This is a genomic window from Tepidamorphus gemmatus (assembly GCF_004346195.1).
GTDB classification, from domain to species: domain Bacteria; phylum Pseudomonadota; class Alphaproteobacteria; order Rhizobiales; family Tepidamorphaceae; genus Tepidamorphus; species Tepidamorphus gemmatus.
Map to the genome: position 1 here is coordinate 1 of NZ_SMAK01000006.1, position 18,823 is coordinate 18,823.

The window sequence follows — 18,823 nt, forward strand, 5'->3', positions numbered from 1 at the left end:
GGCGTCGAGGATCGTTCCATCAGGGGCGAACTCGATACAGGCACGCGTCGCCCTGAGAGCCTGCATCACCAGTTCGGCGTCACGCCGCCGGCGCCGTCCAGTCAGTCCCAACATCTTCGATACCTCCGAGACATATCGAAGGCGACGTAAGGTCATTTTGTTGGCAGATCGTTAACGCCGGCAAGTCGGCGAAGAAATTTTGCCATTTTGAATCAACAGCTTATAGGAATCGCTATTGTCAACAGACCGCCAGTTGAACATTCTTCCGCCTGTCACAACCAGCCTTTGCGACGGAAATAGACATAGGGCAGTGCCGCCGAGGCGATCATGCCGAGCAAGGCCAGCGGATAGCCGAACGTCCATTCGAGCTCGGGCATGTGGGTGAAGTTCATGCCGTAGATCGAGGCGATCAGGGTGGGCGGCAGCAGCGCCACGGCTGCGACCGAGAAGATCTTGATGATGTTGGTCTGCTCGATGTTGATGAGGCCCATCGTCGCCTCGAGCAGGAACATGGTCTTGTTGGACAGGTAGGTGGCGTGATCGCCGAGCTGGGCGCAATCGCGCGTTGCGGTCTTGATGTGGGTGCGCACCTCCTTCGACAGGCGGACCTCGCCGGCGCCCGACGACAGGAACGACATCATGCGCGCGATCGTCACCAGGCTCTCGCGCACCTTGGCGGCGAGCTCGCCGGATCGGCCGATGCGGGCAACGATCGCCTTGAAGTCGGCGGGACGGATCGGTCGCTTCGATTCATGCTCGAAGATCTCACGGGAAATCGTGTCGATGTCGGCGCCGGTCCGCTCGAGAATGTCGGCGAGCCGATCGACAAAGGTCTCGACGAGACCGAGCAGCACATAGTCCGGCGCCTTGCACGAGGGGCCGGCCTTGCCGGCCCGCTGGGCGTAGAGGGTGATCGGCCGCGGCTGCGCGTAGCGGACAGTGACGAGGGCACTCGGCAGCAGGATGAAGGTCACGTCGGTCGCGTCGGCATGCGGCGCATCGGCGTTCAGGATCGACAGGATCGTCATGAACAGCGCACCGTCCTCCTCGTAGAGGCGGCTCGACACCTCGATTTCCCGCATCTCCTCACGGGTCGGCACCTCGATGCCGAACCAGCCCTGGACCATCGCCTCCTCTTCGGCGGTCGGACACATGAGATCGATCCAGACGGCCGACTCGGGCTTCTCGCCGGATTCGACCGCGATCGGCTGGAGGCCCCGTCCGGTGGCCGCATAGACTGTCAGCATGTCCTGGACCCCTCCCTTCCGGTGCCGGAACGAGTCGCTCCGCCATGTCGCGCGCGAGCATGACGGTGTCGTGACGGCCCGCCCCGCACAACGCGCCCGTCACCCGCGATGCCGGGCGACCGGCCGCAACGAAAGAAAAAGCGGGGCGGCCGGCCCCGCTTCCCGAACAGCAGGTACGCGGCCGCTCAGCGCGCCTTGTCGAACAGTTCCTCGACGTATTCCCAGTTGATCAGGTGATCGACCCAGGCTGCCAGGTAGTCGGGCCGGCGGTTGCGATAGTCGATGTAGTAGGAATGCTCCCAAACATCGCAGCCGAGGATCGGCGTCGCGCCATGAACCAGCGGGTTCTCCCCGTTGGGGGTCTTCATGATGGCAAGCTTGCCGTCCTTCACCGCCAGCCAGTTCCAGCCCGAGCCGAACTGGGTGACGCCGGCATTGATGAACTCGTCGCGGAACTTGTCATAGCCGCCGAGGTCCGCGTCGATCGCCTTGGCGAGCTTCTCCGGCAGCTTCTTGCCGCCGCCGTTGGGCTTCATCCACTTCCAGAAGTGGATGTGGTTGTAGTGCTGCCCGGCATTGTTGAACAGGCCCTGGTTCCTGCCGTAGGAGCCCTTGACGATCTCCTCGAGGCTCTTGCCCTCCCACTCCGTGCCCTTCAGCAGGTTGTTGCCGTTGTTGACGTAGGCGAGATGGTGCTTGTCGTGGTGATATTCGAGCGTCTCGGCCGACATGTACGGCGCCAGCGCGTCATAGGCGTAGGGCAGATCGGGAAGTTCGAATGCCATCGGATGACCCTCCTCGTGTTCTCACAGGTTCAGGGGAAGAAACGTCACGTCGCTGACTGCGGCTGCCCCCTGCCGCCGCCATAGATAGGCCGGGGGCCGTTCGTGGGCAACACACCGCTTCCCGAAGCGGGACAGCCGGCACTGCATCGGCGCTGCCAGCGTGCCGAAGCGGCACGATCGAGCCTGGCATCCGTGTTGCTCCACCGCCGACCATGATCCGCTCAACACCGTCGACCCGCCGTTCGTTCCTTGTTGGCGCAGGCGCCGCCGTTCTGGCTCCCCTCGCCCCGCGAATCGTCGATGCCCAGGCGCTCGGGATTGACGCGGCGCGATTCGGCATCCAGCCCGATCGCGAGACCGACCAGACGGCGGTGATCCAGCGCGCACTCGACGAGACACGGCTAACGGAGACGCCGTTGTTCCTGCCGCCCGGCCGCTACGCCGTCAGCGGCCTGAGACTGGGGCGGGGTGCCCGCCTCGCCGGCATTCCCGGCGCGACGCGGCTGGCAGCGATCGGCGGCGCGCCGCTGATCAGCGCCGAGGGGGCGGAGCGCGTCGCGCTCGACGGCATCGTGCTCGACGGCATGGCGCGGGATCTCGGCAGCGCGGAGGGGCTGGTCGACCTCGCCGACGTCGCGGAGGTGCGGATCGCCGACTGCGAGGTCGTCAACTCCTGGGGCGACGGGATCATGCTGCGCCGGTGCGGCGGCCAGGTACGGGCGACGACGGTGTCCGGCGCGCGCGGCACCGGCCTGTTCAGCCTCGATGGCACAGATCTCGACATCTCGCACAACCGTGTGCACGACTGCGGCGACAACGGCATCATGGTCTGGCAGTCGGCGCGGCAGGGTGACGGCGCGCGGATCGCCAACAATCACGTCACGCGCATCCACAACCGCTCGGGCGGCACCGGCCAGTACGGCAACGGCATCGTGGTGTTCCGCGGCGCCGGCGTGACGATCAGCGGCAACCGTATCGCCGAGTGCAGCTTCTCCGCCGTCAGGATCAATTCTGGCGCCGACGTGATCGTCTCCGGCAACAACTGCGCCCGGCTCGGCGAGGTGGCGATCTTCGTGGAATTCGGGTTCGACGGGGCGGTCGTCGCCGACAACCTGGTGAACGGGGCGCTGCACGGTATCTCGGTGACCAATTTCGACCAGGGCGGGCGGCTCGCCGTCGTGTCCGGCAACCTGGTGCGCAACATCGAGATCGGCGCATTTCCCGAACCGCGCGGCACCGGCATCTTCGTGTCGGCGGACACGACGCTGACCGGCAATGTCGTCGAGAACGCCGCGCGATCCGGCTACGGGCTCGGCTATGGCCCCTATCTGCGCGACGTCGTGGCAACGGGCAACATCGCCCGCGACTGTCCGATCGGCTTCGAGGTCTCCGTCGTCCAGGGCGTCCGCAGCACGGTGATCGCCAACAACCTGATCTCCGGCGCCAGCCGGGCGGCGATCCTCGGCATGCGCTGGGAAGAGCCGGCAACCGGGGATCTGGCGCAAGGCGGCACGGAGGACTACCCGGAGCTGACCATCCGCGACAACCACATGGCGTGAGAAGCTTGCGCACCGTGGCCCGGCGGGTTTACCGCCGGCTCTGCCCGCCCTACCTTTGGGGAAGCTTCTGGTCCAAGCAGGAGGACAGCCCGTGAGGATGCTTCTCGCTGTCGGCCTCACCTCCCTGTTCGTCGTCCCGGCGCTCGCCCATCATGGCTGGGGATCCTACGACGCCGACAATCCGATCACCATGCAAGGTCCGATCCTTTCGATCACCCTGCAGAATCCGCATGGCGCGATGACACTGCGCCACGAGGGGGCCGAATGGCTGGTGACGCTCGCCCCACTGTCGCGGATGACGGCGCGCGGGGCGACCGGCGACATCCTGGCAACCGGCGTCGAGGTGATCGCCTACGGCTATCCCAAGCGCGACGGCACGCCGGAGATCCGCGCCGAGTGGCTCGACGTCGACGGACGGCGCTTCCACCTGCGCTGACCGGCCGATGGAGGGCATTCTCGCGGCCGTCGAGGCATCGGCGTTCGGCGCCACCATGCGCCGTTCGGTCTGGCTGTTCCCGGCTGCCAATGTCCTGCACGTGGTTGGTGCGATGGTCTTCTTCGCACTGGTCGCGGCGATGGATGTCGCGGTCCTGCGCCATTCGGCGACCGGCGCCCGTGGGGTGATCGCCAGCATCAGACCCTATGCGGTCGCCGGCCTGCTGGTGCAGATCGTTACCGGTCTCATGCTGCTCGTGCCCGAGGCCAGCCACATCGGCATGAACCCCGCCTTCCGGATCAAGCTCTTGGCGATCGGCCTCGCGCTACTCAACGTCGCGGTCCTGGAGGGGATCCTTCACGCCGCGGCCCGCGATCTCACCTTGCTTCGCCTCGCCCGATTCGCGGCGGCCGCCTCGCTGGCGGTCTGGCTCGCCGTCGCTGCGCTCGGCCGCCTGATCGCGTATTTCTAGGCGTGTCGATTCGGGTCTGACGCGGCGCGGGGGCTGTCCTATGCGTGAGGCGGTTGAGTATCGGGGGCCGAGGCTGGCCGTCGGCGAGTTCGAGGCTCTGGTGGGCTGCCGTATCGGCGCCTCGCGCTGGATCACCGTGGATCAGGCGACGATCGACACCTTCGCCGACCTGACCGGCGACCATCAGTTCATCCATGTCGATCCCGACCGCGCCCGGGCGACGCCGTTCGGCACGACGATCGCGCACGGGTTCCTCACCCTGTCGCTGATGGGCGGGCTCGCCACCGAGATCATGCCGCAGCTGGCCGGAGCGAAGCTCAGCATCAACTACGGCTTCGATCGGCTGCGCTTCGTCGCGCCGGTCAGGTCGGGAGCCCGGGTGCGCAGCGTGCTCGGCCTCAAGGCGCTGGATACCGGACGCCCCGATTTCATCGAATGTCTCTTCGATGCCAGCCTGGAGATCGAGGACGAGGCGAAGCCGGCCATCGTTGCCGACTGGCGGACGCGCGCCTATCTGTGAGGGGCGCTTCGTCGCGGTGGAATTTTCTGTCAGCCGGGCTATAAGAAGCGTAGTATCCCGGATCGTGAATGTCCGGGAGCCGAGGAGGCGGCAGCGGCGATGCGCCTGACCAAGCAGACCGGCTATGCGCTGCGAATCCTGATCCATTGCGCCGTCGCCGGAGACCGTTCGGTGACCGTCTCGGAGATCGCGCGCGCCCAGAACATCACCGAGCACAACGTCTTCAAGATCGTGCCGATGCTGGTGCAGGGCGGCTTCCTGGAGACGACGCGCGGGCGCGGCGGCGGTATCCGCCTGTCGCGCGATCCCGCCGAGATCCGCATCGGCGACGTCGTACGGGTGACCGAGGCGACGCATATCGAGGCCGAGTGCGTCGGCGGCGCGGTCGAATGCCCGATCCGCCCGGTCGCGCCGATCAACCGCATCCTCGACGAAGCGCTCAACGCCTTCATCGACGTGCTCGACCAGCACACGCTGCGCGACCTCGTGGCAGCGCGGCCGAAGGGCCTCGGCGCCGATCTGCTGTCGGCCGTCGCCCAGACCGGCTGAACACGGCCCGCGCCGGCGATGCCGCATCCTCCCGTTCCGACCGCCAACCCTGTGGTGGTGGAGATCACGCGCGGCGATCTCGTCGAGAGCCGCCATCGCGGGGCGCTCGCCGTCGTCGACCGCACCGGCTCGACCGTGATCGGCCTCGGCAACATCGTCGCACCGGTCTATCCGCGTTCGGCGATCAAGCTGATGCAGGCGCTGCCGCTGATCGAGAGCGGCGCGGCCGATCGCTTCGGCCTCACCGACGCCGAGATCGCGCTCAGCGTATCCTCCCACAATGGCGAGCCGCAACATGTCGCCGCCGTCCGGTCGATGCTGGGCAAGGCCGGACTGTCGGAAGCTGACCTCGAATGCGGCCCGCAGCTGCCCGCCCGCGACGAGGACCGCTGTGCCCTCCTGGCGCGCGGCGAACCGCCCCGCCGCATCCACAACAACTGCTCGGGCAAGCATGCCGGAATGCTGGCTGCCGCCATGCATCTCGGTCTCGAGCGGCGCGGCTATGTCCGCCACGACCATCCCCTGCAGCAGCGCATCCGCGCGACAATGGCCGAGATGACGGGGACGGACCTCACGACGGATCGTTGCGGCATCGATGGCTGCTCGGTGCCGACCTGGGCGGCGCCGCTGGAGGGCTGGGCGCGAGCCTTCGCGAGCGTCGCAACGGGCCGGGATCTCGGCGCCGACCGCCGCGCCGCGATCGAGCGGATCCGTCGCGCGGTGGCCGCGCATCCGTTCATGGTGGCGGGCAGCGGCCGGTTCTGTACGCGGGTCATGGAGGCCACCGGTGCTGCGGCCTTCGTCAAGACCGGCGCGGAGGGCGTGTTCTGCGCCGCGCTGCCCGACAGGGGGTTCGGCGTCGCGCTGAAGATCGACGACGGCGCCAGCCGCGCCGCCGAGACGTTGATGGCAGCCGTGCTGTGCGCGCTCGGCGGTCTCGAGGGGAAGGCGAGGGCGGCCGTCGAGACCCTCGCGCGACAGCCGGTCACCGATCGCAACGGCAACCCGGTGGGCGAGATGCGCGCCAGCGCCGAACTGCGCGCGGCGCTCGCCTGAGGCGACCGCCGGGTCGGAGCCGCCGAACGCGCCCCGCGCCACGAGCTGTGGCCTTGGCCGAACCGGCGAGTTGCGCTAGGAAGGATTAGTTGTATATGCGGAGGAAATCATGACGGCCTGCATCGTGGGATGGGCGCACTCGCCGTTCGGCAAGCTCGAGGGCGAGACGGTGGAAAGCCTAGTCGTGAAGGTGACCGAGGAAGCACTTGCACATGCAGGTATTTCCGCGAGCGATGTCGACGAGATCGTGCTGGGCCATTTCAACGCCGGATTCTCGGCCCAGGATTTCACCGCGTCGCTGGTGCTGCAGGCGAGCCCCGAGCTGCGCTTCAAGCCGGCGACCCGCGTCGAGAATGCCTGCGCCACCGGCTCGGCCGCCGTGCATCAGGGCATTCGCGCGATCGAGGCCAACGCGGCGCGGATCGTGCTGGTGGTCGGCGTGGAGCAAATGACCACGACACCGGGGCCGGAAATCGGCCGCAACCTGCTCAAGGCGTCCTACCTGCCGGAGGACGGCGACACGCCGGCCGGATTTGCCGGCGTGTTCGGCAAGATCGCGCAGAGCTATTTCCAGCGCTACGGCGACCAGTCGGATGCGCTCGCCCGGATCGCGGCCAAGAACCATCGCAACGGCGTCGCCAATCCCTACGCGCAGATGCGCAGGGATCTCGGCTACGAGTTCTGCCGCACCGAGAGCGAGAAGAACCCCTATGTCGCCGGGCCGCTGAAGCGCACCGACTGCTCGCTGGTCTCGGACGGGGCGGCGGCGATCGTGCTGGCGGACACCCGGACGGCACTCAGGATGAGGCGGGCGGTGGCCTTCCGCGGCCGGGCGCATGTGCAGGATTTCCTGCCGATGTCGAAGCGCGACATCCTCAAGTTCGAGGGCGGCGCGCAAGCCTGGGCGCGCGCGCTCGCCGATGCCGGGGTGAAGATCGACGACCTGTCCTTCGTCGAGACGCACGACTGCTTCACCATCGCCGAACTGATCGAGTACGAGGCGATGGGCCTCGCCCCCGAAGGACAGGGCGGCCGCATCGCGCTCGAGGGCCAGACCGAGATCGGCGGGCGGCTGCCGGTCAATCCATCCGGCGGCCTCAAGGCCAAGGGCCACCCGATCGGGGCGACCGGAGTCTCGATGCACGCGCTGAGCGCCATGCAGCTGACCGGCACCGCACCGGAGGGAATGCAGATCGACGGTGCACAGCTCGGCGGCATCTTCAACATGGGCGGCGCCGCCGTCGCCAACTACGTCTCGATCCTCGAACGCATCAAGTAGGCAAGCTCGGCATGGCAGGCGAGCGTGGTGCGGCCGGCCGCAAGCGCCCGGCCGCGATCGTCACCGGCGGCGCGTCCGGAATCGGTCTCGGGGTCACGCGTCGGCTCCTGTCGGATGGCTGGGACGTCGCCGTCTGGGATGCCGCGCAGACAGCACTCGATCAGGCATCGGCCGAGCTCGGTGAGCGGTCCGAACGCGTGCGCTTCTACCGTGTCGACGTGACCGACGAAGCGGCGGTGGCGGCGGCGACGGATGCCGCGGCCGAGGCCTTTGGCCGCCTCGACGGGCTGGTCAACTCCGCCGGCATCGGCCTCGACGCGCCGTTTGACGAGACCACCGCCGAGCAGTTCCGCCGGATCCTCGACGTCAATGTCGTCGGCTCGTTCCTGGCCTCCAGAGCCGTCGCCCGCCATCTCGGGCGTGGCGGCGCGATCGTCAATATCGGCTCGGTGTCCGGCCTGCGCGGCAATGTCGGTCGCGTCGCCTACGGCGCCTCCAAGGGCGCTGTCGTCACCATGACCCAGGTGCTCGCCGTCGAGCTTGCGCCGCGTGGCATCCGCGTCAACACGGTGGCCCCGGGACCGGTGGAGACGCCGCTCACCGCGGCGCTGCACAGCGACGCGATCCGGGCCGGCTGGCATGCGGCCGTGCCGATGGCGCGCTATGGTACGGTCGAGGAGATCGCGGCTGTCACCGCGTTCCTGCTCTCGGACGAGGCAGCCTATGTCACCGGGCAGACGCTCGCCGTCGACGGCGGCTTCTGTGCCGGCGGCCTCAAGCGCGGCTGAGGCGGGCCCGGCGCACCGGGATCAGGGCAACCCGGCCGGCCAGACCGCCCCGAATGGTGCAGCGCGCTTTGACTGAAACAATCGTTTGAATTATCGTGATCCCTCGATCAGCCGAGGATGCCGCCATGGATTTCACCTTCTCGCCCCGCGTCGAGGATCTGCGCAACCGCCTCTGCGACTTCATGGCCGAGCACGTCTATCCGAACGAGCGCAGGCTGTTCGAGCAGGTCGGCGCCGGCGGCGATCGCTGGCAACCGCTGCCGCTGATGGAGGAGCTGAAGGCCAAGGCGCGCGCCGCGGGCCTGTGGAACCTGTTCCTGCCGGAGAGCGAACGCGGGGCGGGGCTGACAAATGTCGAATACGCGCCGCTCGCCGAGATCATGGGTCGGTCATTCTGGGCACCGGAGATCTTCAACTGTTCGGCGCCCGATACCGGAAACATGGAGGTGCTGGAGCGGTACGGCACCGAGGAGCAGAAGAAGCGCTGGCTCGAGCCGCTGCTTGCCGGCGAGATCCGCTCCGGCTTTTCGATGACCGAGCCGGACGTCGCCTCCTCCGATGCCACCAACATCCGCACCGAGATCCGCCGCGAAGGCGACGAATACGTGATCAACGGGCGCAAGTGGTGGACTTCGGGCGCGGGCGACCCGCGCTGCCGGATCCTGATCGTGATGGGCAAGTCTGACCCGCACAATCCCGATCGACACCGCCAGCAGTCGATGATCCTCGTCCCGATGGATACGCCCGGCGTCCGCGTGATCCGACCGCTGCCGGTGTTCGGCTTCGACGACGCGCCGCACGGGCATATGGAAATCGCGTTCGAGAATGTCCGCGTGCCGGCTTCCAATATGCTGCTCGGCGAAGGACGTGGCTTCGAGATCGCGCAGGGCCGGCTCGGCCCCGGCCGCATCCATCACTGCATGCGCGTGATCGGCGCAGCGGAGCGGGCGCTGGAACGCATGTGTCGCCGGCTCGAGCGCCGCGAGGCGTTCGGCGGCCCGGTATCGCAGCAGAGCGTCTGGTCCGAGCGCATCGCCGAGTCCCGCATTCTGCTCGACCAGGCTCGCCTCTTGACCCTGAACGCGGCCTGGAAGATGGACACGGTCGGCAACAAGGAGGCGCGGATGGAGATCGCCATGATCAAGGTCGCCGCGCCGGCAGCCGCCTGCAAGGTGATCGACTGGGCGCTGCAGGCGTTCGGCGCCGGCGGCTTCGCCGACGAGGTGATGGCCAACGCCTATGCCTATGCCCGCACGGTGCGGATGGTCGATGGACCCGACGAAGTGCACCGCAACCAGATGGCGCGGCTGGAGCTGCGCAGATATCGCAATAGCGATCCGGCCCGCACCGGCGGCGAAGCCGAAGTGTTCATCCGGTAGACCTGATCCGCCGACAATCGCGCGGCTTCAGGCGTGCCGATGATTGTCGGCTGCCTGACCCGGAGCTGCGGGCCCGGCCTCCAGGCCCGCCGCACAGAACTCCACGAGGCGGTCCAGCACCGCCTCGACGTCGCCGACGCCGACACTGCCGCCCGACAGGGCGTCGAGCCGCCGCATGTTGGTGTACATCGCATGCAGCGCGCCCATCGCGAAATGGAAGCGCCACAGCAGCTCGGTGCGCTCGAGATGCGGAAGCGACAGCGCCAGTGCCTCGACGAAACGCTGCAGATGGCCGACGTCCCGCTCGATCATCTCGCGCATCTGCTGCGGCCCGTCGAGGACGGCGCGCGCGACGAACTGCATGTAGATCGACCGTCCCTCGTTGCCGGTGCCATCCGCCGTCAGCGTCGCCCGCAAGGGTGGTGCGAACAGGGCGCGCAGCACCGCGCGCACATCGGCCGGCCGCGCGCCGCTGGCCGCCTCGGCCTCCTGCAGCAGCTTCAGACGCTCGCGGTTTATGGCGACACTGCCCCGCCGAAATACCTCCAGCAGCAGCGCGTCCTTCGATCCGAAATGATAGTTCACCGAGGCGAGATTGACGCCGGCCGCGGCCGTCAGATCGCGCAGCGTCACGCCGCTGTAGCCCTTCTCGACGAACATCCGCTCGGCGGTGTCGAGGATCACCTGCCGCGTGTCGGATCCGCGTCCCGCCCCGCGAGCCTGGGCCCGGGCGGACGCCGTATCGTCGAATGGCATGGCACAATCATCGGTAGACTCGATCAAGATCGATCATCGACCCGGCCAGCCGTCCACGCAACAGCTCATTTGGGTGGCCAGACGGATCATCGTTCCCGGCAATCAATGATCCGCTCCCGGTCTGTGTTCCGTCGCGACGGCTGAGGCAGAACCGGGTGCCACTTGTGCCGCAACAGTTCTGATCCGGCAGCGCCGTCATCGCAGGAACGCTGCGAAACCGCCGAGAAAGGCCGCCAGGTTGTCGCCGAGTTGGTCGCAGAGATAGCCGCCTTCCTGGACGATGACCGTCGGCAGGCCGAGACGGGCGACGCGCTCGCCGATCCGGGCAAAACCGTCGGCGCTGACTGCGAGCCCGCCGAACGGATCGTGCATGGAGGCATCGAGGCCGAGCGCCAGCACCAACGCGCCGGGGGCGTAGGCGCGGATTCGGCCGAGTGCAGTGTCGAGGGCGTCGAGATAGCCGGCGTCGTCGGTATGGCGCGCGAGCGGCAGGTTGAAGTTGAAGCCGAGGCCGGCACCCTGCCCGCGCTCGTCGGCATAGCCCCAGAAGAACGGGTAGAAGCGCAGCGGATCGACGTGAATGGAGACGGTCAGCACGTCGGCGCGGGCATAGAAGATGCCCTGCGTGCCATTGCCATGATGCAGGTCGACGTCGAGGATCGCGACGCGGTCGCAGGCCGCCCGGAGAACCTCCGCGGCGATGGCGGCATTGTTGAGGTAGCAGAACCCCCCGGCCATGTCGGCGAAGGCGTGATGGCCAGGCGGCCGGCACAGGGCGTAAACGGCTCGATCGCCGTCGCGCACCCGTCGCGCGGCCTGGGCGGCCGTCGATGCCGATAGCCTGGCGGCGGGCCAGGTTTCCGCCGAGATCGGACAGGCGGTATCGGCCATGTGGTAGCCGGCCTGCCCGTCGACCGAGCGCGGATAGCCGGCATGACCCCGTCCGGGATGAATGTTCGGGATCACTTCGGCCGAGGCGCCGGGCCGCCGGCTCCAGCGGGCATGCGCATGGATCAGGAACTCGACATATTCCGGCGTGTGGACGGCGGCGATCGGGTCGAGACCCTGATCCCGCGTGCGCTCGTGCTCGAGCCCCGCGCCGAGTGCGGCGGCCAGCAGCCGGTCGGCGCGCTCGGGCTGCTCGGGATTGGCGGTGGTGATGCCGCTCGCCACGAAGTGACGGGGATAGTGCAGCTTCTGCGCCTCGTCGTAGACGACCTTCATTCCGCTTCTGCCTGACCGTGCCCCCCGGGTGCCCGCGGACCTGCCATCGTGCCGTCCTGTCGGTCGGGGATCCGGCGCAGCATGGCAGCGACAAGTCGGCAGGCCAACCCCCGCACCATGCCATGCCCCCAACCCGCACTGCACGGCGGAGCCGGTATCGGCTCCGGTTCGCGGTTCTGGCGGCGGCGGCCGCCGCGCCCGTCGCGGCAGTGACGGGCAGCGGCCTGGTCGCGCCGGTCGAGAACGGAACCATGTGCTCGGCGGCGCGCGACCTGCCGAAGTCCATGTGGAGACGGTATCGCCGGTTGGGCCGACGCGCTGAGCGATCCGCCCCGCCAGGGCGCGGCGCCGGACCACGCGGGGCGGATCAGCGGTGCACGGACCGTCAGGCGTTGCCCCGCGGCAGGTCAAGCTCCGCTGCCAGCGCATCGAGCGAGGCGACGAGCTTCTCCATGATCTCGCCGACATGGGCCTGTGTCGCGATCATTGGCGGGCAGACGAGAAAATGGTCGCCCTCGCGCCCGCCGCGCGTGCGCCGGGAATAGATGATCAGGCCGCGCTCGTAGGCGTGCTCGACGAGCCGGACATAGGCGTCGTGCGCCTTCGGCAGCGGCGTCATGGTCTCCCGGTCGGCAACCAGCTCGAAGGCGAGCAGCAGTCCCTTGCCGCGCACGTCGCCGATGAAGGGATAGCGCGCCATCAGCCCGGTCAGCTCGGATTTCAGCAGCGCGCCGATCCGCGCCGCATTGCCCATCAGATCGTTGTCGAGCACCTCGCGGATCACGGCGAGACCGGCCGCGCAGGCGAGCGGGTTGCCGGCATAGGTGAAGCCATGCACGAAGCCGCCGGCATCGAGCACCGGCTCGACCAGTCGGCGGTCGGCGACCATGGCGCCCAGCGGCATGTAGCCCGCACCGAAGCCCTTCGACAATGCCACGATATCGGGGCGGATCCCCCAGTGCTCGGCGGCGAGGAAGGTGCCGGTCCGCCCGGCGCCACTCATGACCTCGTCATAGATCAGCAGGACGCCGAATTCGTCGCAGATCTCTCGGATGCGCGCATAATAGGAATCGGGGGCGACCAGCGCCCCGGTCGAGGCGCCGCCGACCGGCTCCATGATGAAGCCCAGCACGGTCTCGGGGCCCTGCCGCAGGATCTCCTCGCGCAGCATTCCAGCGTAGCGCAGGCCGCGTTCCTCCATCGACAGGCTGTCGCGGTCGAGATAGCAGGTCGGTGCGGGGATGCGCGGCATCTCGCGCAGCATCGGCGAGAACGGCGCGGTCATCAGCGCCATGCCGGTGAGCGCCAGCGCGCCGAAGGTCGAGCCGTGGTAGGACGGGTAGCGGGCGATCACCTTCCAGCGGCTCGCCTGCCCGGTGGCGACCGCCCATTGCCGGGCGAGCTTGACGGCGCTCTCGACGGCCTCCGAACCGCCGGAGACGAAGAATACCCGGTCGAGGCCCGCCGGCATCAGCGAGGCGACCAGCCGCGCCAGTTCCTCGGCCGGCTCGTTCTCGAAATGCAGCCGGTAGCCGAAGGTCGACCTGTCCATCTGCGCCCGCATGGCAGCAAGGACGCGCGGATTGGAATGGCCGATGTTGGAGACCATCGCCCCGGACGAACCGTCAAGATAGCGCTTGCCGGTCTCGTCCCACATGTAGACGCCCTCGGCCCGGTCGAGGCGCGGGCGGCGGTTGCGCGACTGGTAGAACAGGTTAGAGGGTGGCGGAACGATGTCGCTCATGGGCGGATACTCATCCGGGCGCGCCATAAGGCAAATGGGCAAGCGCGAATGCCGACATCACGGAAGACTGCAGGCGCCTCTGCCGTGGTAACCGGCGGCTGGCCGGACTCCATCCGACCTCCATCGACGCATCCGCGCCGCCCCGGCGGCCCGGAGCGCCGGCAGTCACACCTGCCCGGCATCCCGGATCGGCCTGCCGAGCATCCGGCATGACGGCGCAGCGAGGGCGAGGCGGGAGGACGAGCCTACTTCGTGCCGAACATGCGGTCGCCGGCATCGCCGAGCCCGGGCACGATATAGCCGTGGTCGTTGAGATGGCTGTCGATGGCGGCCGTGACGATCGGCACGTCGGGATGGCGCCTGTCCAGCGCCGCGATTCCCTCGGGCGCTGCCAGAAGGCAGAGCAGGCGCAGCTGCGTCGCGCCCTTCGCCTTGAGAAGGTCGATGGCGTGGGCGACCGAATTGCCGGTCGCCAGCATCGGGTCGACGACGATCACCGGACGATCGGCGATGTCATCCGGTGCCTTGAAGTAGTACTGCACCGGCTCCAGCGTCTGCGGATGGCGATAAAGGCCGATATGGGCGATGCGGGCGGAGGGGACAAGTTCGATCAGCCCCTCGATCATGCCCTCGCCGGCCCGCAGCACCGAGGCGAAGACCAGCTTCTTGCCCTTGAGCGCCGGCGCCTCCATTTCGGCGAGCGGCGTCTCGATCCGCCTGGTCGTCAGCGGCAGATCGCGGGTCACCTCGTAGCCGAGCAGCAGCGTCACTTCCTTGATCAGCCGCCGGAAGCCGGCGGTCGAGCGCGACTTGTCGCGCAGCAGGGTGAGCTTGTGCTGGACGAGGGGGTGATCGACGACGGTGACGTGGGGCATGGCAGTTCCCGGCTCACGGAAGGGAGTTCCGTTTCTACGCACCGAACGCGGCCGATGTCCACGCGGCAGATGACGGGCCGCCGGCGAATGGCCCGCCCCCTCACCCTCAACCGGCCTCGCAGACACCCGGCACCCCTCCCCCGCCATGCGGGAGAGGGGCGGGGTGGCGGCCGGCCGTGCTCACATCGCCTTGGCCTTGTCGGTGACGACGTGGCTCCAGGCGCCTTCCGGCCTCCTGGTGATGACCGGATCGGAACCGCCGCCGAGCAGGACGTCCACGGTCCGCTCGTAGTCGGCCGGGTCGAGCGTGCCGTCGGAGCCCTCGGTCAGCTTGTTGATCTCGCCCATCATGCGGACCTGGTGCTTCTCGGTCTGGGCGCCGGTGGCGTCATTGTCGAGAACGATGCCGGCGGCTTCCTCGGGATGCTCGCGGGCATAGTCCCAGCCCTTCATCGAGGCCTTGACGAAGCGGGCCATCATGTCGACGAAGGCCGGATCGGACAGCCTGTCCTCGAGCACATAGAGTCCGTCCTCGAGCGTCGCGACGCCCTGGTCCTCGTACTTGAAGACGACAAGATCGTCGGGCGAGATGCCGGCATCGATCACCTGCCAGTACTCGTTGTAGGTCATGGTCGAGATGCATTCGGCCTGCTTCTGCAGCAGCGGATCGACGTTGAAGCCCTGCTTCAGGACGGTGACGCCGTCCGGTCCGCCGTCGGTCGGAATGTTGAGATGGGCCATCCACGACAGGAAGGGATACTCGTTGCCGAAGAACCAGACACCGAGCGTCTTGCCCCTGAAGTCCTCCGGACTGGTGATGCCGGACTCCTTCAGGCAGGTCAGCATCATGCCGGAGCGCTTGAACGGCTGGGCGATGTTGACCAGCGGCACACCCTTCTCGCGCGAGGCGAGCGCGGAAGGCATCCAGTCGACGATCACGTCGGCGCCGCCGCCGGCGATCACCTGCGGCGGGGCGATGTCAGGTCCGCCCGGCTTGATCTCGACGTCGAGCCCGACCTCGTCGTAGAAGCCCTTGTCCTTGGCCACGTAGTAGCCCGCAAACTGGGCCTGGGTCACCCATTTGAGCTGGAGCGTCATCTTGTCCTTGGCCGTCGCCGGACCGGCGGCGACAGCGAGGGCGGCGGCAGCGACAGCAGCAATCAGTTGCGTCTTCATATTCTCCTCCGGATTGGGCCCCGCCCCTCAGCTGCGATAGGACGGATGCCAGAAGGTGAAGGCCCGCTCGACCAGCGCGACCAGGCCGTAGAATGCCGAGCCGGCAAGTGCGGCGACGGCGATCTCCGCCCAGACCATGTCGATGTTCATCCGCCCGACCTCGGTCGAGATGCGGAAGCCCATGCCGACGATCGGCGTGCCGAAGAACTCCGCGACGATGGCACCGATCAGGGCGAGGGTCGAGTTGATCTTGAGGGCAGTAAAGATGAAAGGCAGGGCAGCCGGCAGTCGCAGCTTCATCAGTGTCTGCCAGTAGCCGGCCGCATAGGTGCGCATCAGGTCGCGCTCCATCGCGCCGGCCGCCGCCAGCCCCGCCACCGTGTTGACCAGCATCGGAAAGAAGGTCATCACGACGACGACGGCGGCCTTCGATGGCCAATCGAAGCCGAACCACATGACCATGATCGGTGCGATGCCGACGATGGGCAGCGCGCTGACCAGATTGCCGATCGGCAGGAGGCCGCGCCTGAGGAACGGCACCCGGTCGACGAGGATCGCCACGATGAAGCCTGCGCCGCAGCCGAGCGCGTAGCCGATCAGCACCGCACGCAGGAAGGTCTGGCGGAAATCCGCCCACAGGATCGGCACCGAGCCGGTCATCCTGAGCCAGATCTCGCCGGGCGACGGCAGCAGCACGCGCGGCACCGCGAGGCCGCGCACCACGAGCTCCCACAGGATCAGGACCCACAGGCCGAACAACAGCGGCACGGCGATGTCGATCGCGCGCTGCAGCATCCGCTCGCGCGGCGACAGCGCCGACAGCGCGTCGGCCAGCCGCCAGGCGGCGAGCCAGGCGGCGACGACCAGAAGCCAGAAGCCGGACCCGGCGCTGCCGGTCACCTGCGGCAGGGCACCGATCAGAAGCCAGGCCGCCAGATGCGCGGCGATGGCCGCGGCAGGGATGGTCAGGCGCGCCATCGCCGTCGCCGCGACGGCGCAGACGATCAACGCGGCTGCCGCCAGCGCGAGCGGCGGGCTGGCCAGAACCGTTGCCCCGCCGCGGACGGCAGGCAGCGCCAGCGCAACGAGCGCCAGCGCCCCGGACAGTCCCACGAGTGGCGCAACCCCTCCCCTCATTGCGCCATTCCCATGCGCCGCAGCACGATACGGTTGGCGAGACCGACCAGAGCCACCAGGATCGCTGCCATGAACGCCGCCATGAACAGTGCCGACCAGATCTGGATGGTCTGGCCGTAATAGGAGCCGGCCAGCAGCCGCGCCCCGAGGCCGGCTACCGCCCCGGTCGGCAGCTCGCCGACGATGGCGCCGACCAGGCTGATGGCAATGGCGACCTTCATGGCGGTGAACAGGAACGGCACCGAGGACGGGGCCCTGAGTTTCCAGAACACCTGCGCACGGCTGGCCGAGTAGGTGCGCATCAGGTCGAGATGGATGACGTCCGGCGAGCGCAGACCCTTCACCATGCCCACCACGACGGGAAAGAACGACAGGTAGGTCGAAATCATCGCCTTGGGGATCAGGCCGGTCAGACCGACGGCATTGAGCACCACGATGATCATCGGCGCGACGGCGAGGATCGGGATCGTCTGCGAGGCGATCACCCAGGGCATCAGCGAACGGTCGAGGGTGCGGCTGTGGACGATGCCGATGGCGAGCACGATGCCGAGCAGCGTACCGATGACGAAGCCGAGCAGCGTCGAGGAGAGCGTGATCCAGGCGTGGTAGATCAGGCTGCGCCGCGAGGTCGGGGCGATCTGGGCGGTGGTCTTCCAGATCTCCGCGGCAACCTGGTGCGGGGCAGGCAGAACCGGGCGCTCCTGATTCAGCGTCGCGGCGATCAGTTCGGCGGCCGTGTAGTCCTGGTTGGCGCGGAGAAAGGTGTCTCGCTGGAACGGCGCATTGAGCCAGACGGCGGCGACGTACCAGATGACAATGATCGCCGCCACGACGACGAGTACCGGGATCACCCGGTCGCGCAGCCTGTCGGCGGCGGCGTGGGCGCTCATCCGGACCGACCCTCCGCCTCCGTCATCGGGGCCGCAGCGTGCGGAGCGCGCGAGACGCCTGGATCGGCGCGCACGCCGAATTCAGCCGCATCTGCGGCGGCCGGGAAGACACGCCCGGGCGCGGCACCGGCAATCCGCAGCCGTCCTTCAGTCCTCATAGCTGTGCCCCGCCCGCAGGCCCTCGCGCACCCGGTGGGCGATGGCGAGGAAGTCCGGCGTCTCGCGGATGTCGAGGGTCCGCTCGCGCGGCAGATCGGACACGATGACGTCGTGGACCCGGCCGGGGCGCGGCGACATCACGACGATCTTCGTCGACAGGAACACCGCCTCGGGGATCGAGTGGGTGACGAAGATCACCGTCTTGTTGGTCTTCGCCCAGAGCTTGAGGAGCTGCTCGTTGAGATGGTCGCGGACGATCTCGTCGAGCGCCCCGAACGGCTCGTCCATCAGCAGCAGGTCCGGCTCGACGGAAAGGGCGCGGGCGATCGAGGCGCGCTGCTGCATGCCGCCCGACAGCTGCCAGGGATACTTGCGCTCGAAGCCTGTCAGGTTGACCAGATCGAGGTTGCGCTTGACGCGCTCGGCCTGTTCGGCCTTCGACAGACCCATGATCTCGAGCGGCAGCGCGACGTTGCGGGCGATGGTGCGCCAGGGATACAGCGCGGCGGCCTGGAACACATATCCATAGGCGCGGTTGCGGCGAGCTTCGTCCGGGCTGACGCCGTTGACGAGGATCGAGCCGGCGGTGGGCTGCTCGAGATCGGCGATGACGCGCAACAGCGTGGTCTTGCCGCAGCCCGACGGGCCGATGAACGAGACGAATTCGCCGCGGTCGACCTTCAGGTCGATATGCGACAACGCCTGCACCGGCCCGTCCGCGGTCTGGAAGGTGAGCGACAGGTCGCGGACGTCGATGACCGTGGCCGGGGGGGATTGCGGCATCGACGGTCC

General features: G+C 68.1%; 19 protein-coding genes. 9 read left to right on the top strand and 10 right to left on the bottom strand.

Going from position 1 to position 18,823, the window contains the following annotated elements; translation table 11 throughout:
• Positions 1-272 precede the first annotated feature (272 nt).
• Both EDC22_RS10665 and EDC22_RS10670 read right to left on the bottom strand, forming a co-directional pair.
• Positions 273-1,247 carry a magnesium transporter CorA family protein gene (locus tag EDC22_RS10665; RefSeq protein ID WP_132806645.1) on the bottom strand — a complete coding sequence of 325 codons (975 nt, stop codon included), beginning with the start codon at positions 1,245-1,247 and terminating at the stop codon, positions 273-275.
• 185 nt (positions 1,248-1,432) lie between these two features.
• Positions 1,433-2,032, bottom strand: a complete 600-nt coding sequence (locus tag EDC22_RS10670; protein ID WP_132806646.1) for a superoxide dismutase — start codon at positions 2,030-2,032, stop codon at positions 1,433-1,435.
• Positions 2,033-2,244: 212 nt separating this feature from the next.
• Here EDC22_RS10670 and EDC22_RS10675 point away from each other — a divergent pair, with 212 nt between their 5' ends.
• The 9 genes from EDC22_RS10675 to EDC22_RS10715 all read left to right on the top strand — a co-directional run bounded on the left by EDC22_RS10675 (position 2,245) and on the right by EDC22_RS10715 (position 10,070).
• Positions 2,245-3,591, top strand: coding sequence for a TIGR03808 family TAT-translocated repetitive protein (locus EDC22_RS10675; RefSeq protein WP_132806647.1), 1,347 nt, complete (start codon positions 2,245-2,247; stop codon positions 3,589-3,591).
• Positions 3,592-3,688: 97 nt separating this feature from the next.
• The gene (locus tag EDC22_RS10680) at positions 3,689-4,027 is read left to right on the top strand and encodes a DUF6152 family protein (protein ID WP_132806860.1); all 339 of its coding nucleotides are present in this window, start codon (positions 3,689-3,691) and stop codon (positions 4,025-4,027) included.
• A 7-nt stretch (positions 4,028-4,034) separates the two neighbouring features.
• Positions 4,035-4,499, top strand: a complete 465-nt coding sequence (locus EDC22_RS10685; protein ID WP_132806648.1) for a hypothetical protein — start codon at positions 4,035-4,037, stop codon at positions 4,497-4,499.
• 40 nt (positions 4,500-4,539) lie between these two features.
• The gene (locus EDC22_RS10690) at positions 4,540-5,019 is read left to right on the top strand and encodes a MaoC family dehydratase (RefSeq protein ID WP_132806649.1); all 480 of its coding nucleotides are present in this window, start codon (positions 4,540-4,542) and stop codon (positions 5,017-5,019) included.
• Positions 5,020-5,118: 99 nt separating this feature from the next.
• A complete protein-coding gene (locus EDC22_RS10695) occupies positions 5,119-5,568 on the top strand; it encodes an Rrf2 family transcriptional regulator (protein WP_132806650.1) in 450 nt (149 codons plus the stop codon).
• 18 nt (positions 5,569-5,586) lie between these two features.
• Positions 5,587-6,624, top strand: coding sequence for an asparaginase (locus EDC22_RS10700; protein ID WP_132806651.1), 1,038 nt, complete (start codon positions 5,587-5,589; stop codon positions 6,622-6,624).
• A gap of 109 nt (positions 6,625-6,733) precedes the next feature.
• Positions 6,734-7,903: an acetyl-CoA acetyltransferase gene (locus EDC22_RS10705; protein ID WP_132806652.1), complete on the top strand. Its 1,170-nt coding sequence runs from the start codon at positions 6,734-6,736 to the stop codon at positions 7,901-7,903.
• Positions 7,904-7,914: 11 nt separating this feature from the next.
• Positions 7,915-8,691, top strand: coding sequence for an SDR family NAD(P)-dependent oxidoreductase (locus EDC22_RS10710; protein WP_132806653.1), 777 nt, complete (start codon positions 7,915-7,917; stop codon positions 8,689-8,691).
• A 125-nt stretch (positions 8,692-8,816) separates the two neighbouring features.
• Entirely contained in the window at positions 8,817-10,070 is a 1,254-nt protein-coding gene (locus EDC22_RS10715; protein ID WP_132806654.1) for an acyl-CoA dehydrogenase family protein, read from the top strand.
• A gap of 27 nt (positions 10,071-10,097) precedes the next feature.
• Here EDC22_RS10715 and EDC22_RS10720 read toward each other — a convergent pair whose 3' ends face one another.
• From EDC22_RS10720 to EDC22_RS10755, 8 genes are all read right to left on the bottom strand, one after another.
• Complete coding sequence (locus tag EDC22_RS10720) at positions 10,098-10,826, bottom strand: TetR/AcrR family transcriptional regulator (RefSeq protein WP_132806655.1); 729 nt, start codon at positions 10,824-10,826, stop codon at positions 10,098-10,100.
• 195 nt (positions 10,827-11,021) lie between these two features.
• Complete coding sequence (locus EDC22_RS10725; RefSeq protein ID WP_132806656.1) at positions 11,022-12,050, bottom strand: histone deacetylase family protein; 1,029 nt, start codon at positions 12,048-12,050, stop codon at positions 11,022-11,024.
• 385 nt (positions 12,051-12,435) lie between these two features.
• Positions 12,436-13,794, bottom strand: a complete 1,359-nt coding sequence (locus tag EDC22_RS10730) for an aminotransferase family protein (protein WP_132806657.1) — start codon at positions 13,792-13,794, stop codon at positions 12,436-12,438.
• Between the two features lie 245 nt (positions 13,795-14,039).
• On the bottom strand, positions 14,040-14,669 hold the full coding sequence (upp, locus tag EDC22_RS10735; protein WP_132806658.1) for a uracil phosphoribosyltransferase: 630 nt from the start codon (positions 14,667-14,669) through the stop codon (positions 14,040-14,042).
• Between the two features lie 180 nt (positions 14,670-14,849).
• Complete coding sequence (locus EDC22_RS10740) at positions 14,850-15,845, bottom strand: ABC transporter substrate-binding protein (protein WP_132806659.1); 996 nt, start codon at positions 15,843-15,845, stop codon at positions 14,850-14,852.
• Positions 15,846-15,872: 27 nt separating this feature from the next.
• Positions 15,873-16,982 (bottom strand): ABC transporter permease, encoded by a 1,110-nt coding sequence (locus EDC22_RS10745; RefSeq protein WP_132806660.1) that lies wholly within the window; start codon positions 16,980-16,982, stop codon positions 15,873-15,875.
• On the bottom strand, positions 16,979-17,872 hold the full coding sequence (locus EDC22_RS10750) for an ABC transporter permease (protein ID WP_132806661.1): 894 nt from the start codon (positions 17,870-17,872) through the stop codon (positions 16,979-16,981). Before EDC22_RS10750 ends, EDC22_RS10745 begins: the two co-directional genes overlap by 4 nt.
• A 147-nt stretch (positions 17,873-18,019) precedes the next feature.
• Positions 18,020-18,814: an ABC transporter ATP-binding protein gene (locus tag EDC22_RS10755; protein WP_132806662.1), complete on the bottom strand. Its 795-nt coding sequence runs from the start codon at positions 18,812-18,814 to the stop codon at positions 18,020-18,022.
• Positions 18,815-18,823: the final 9 nt, after the last annotated feature.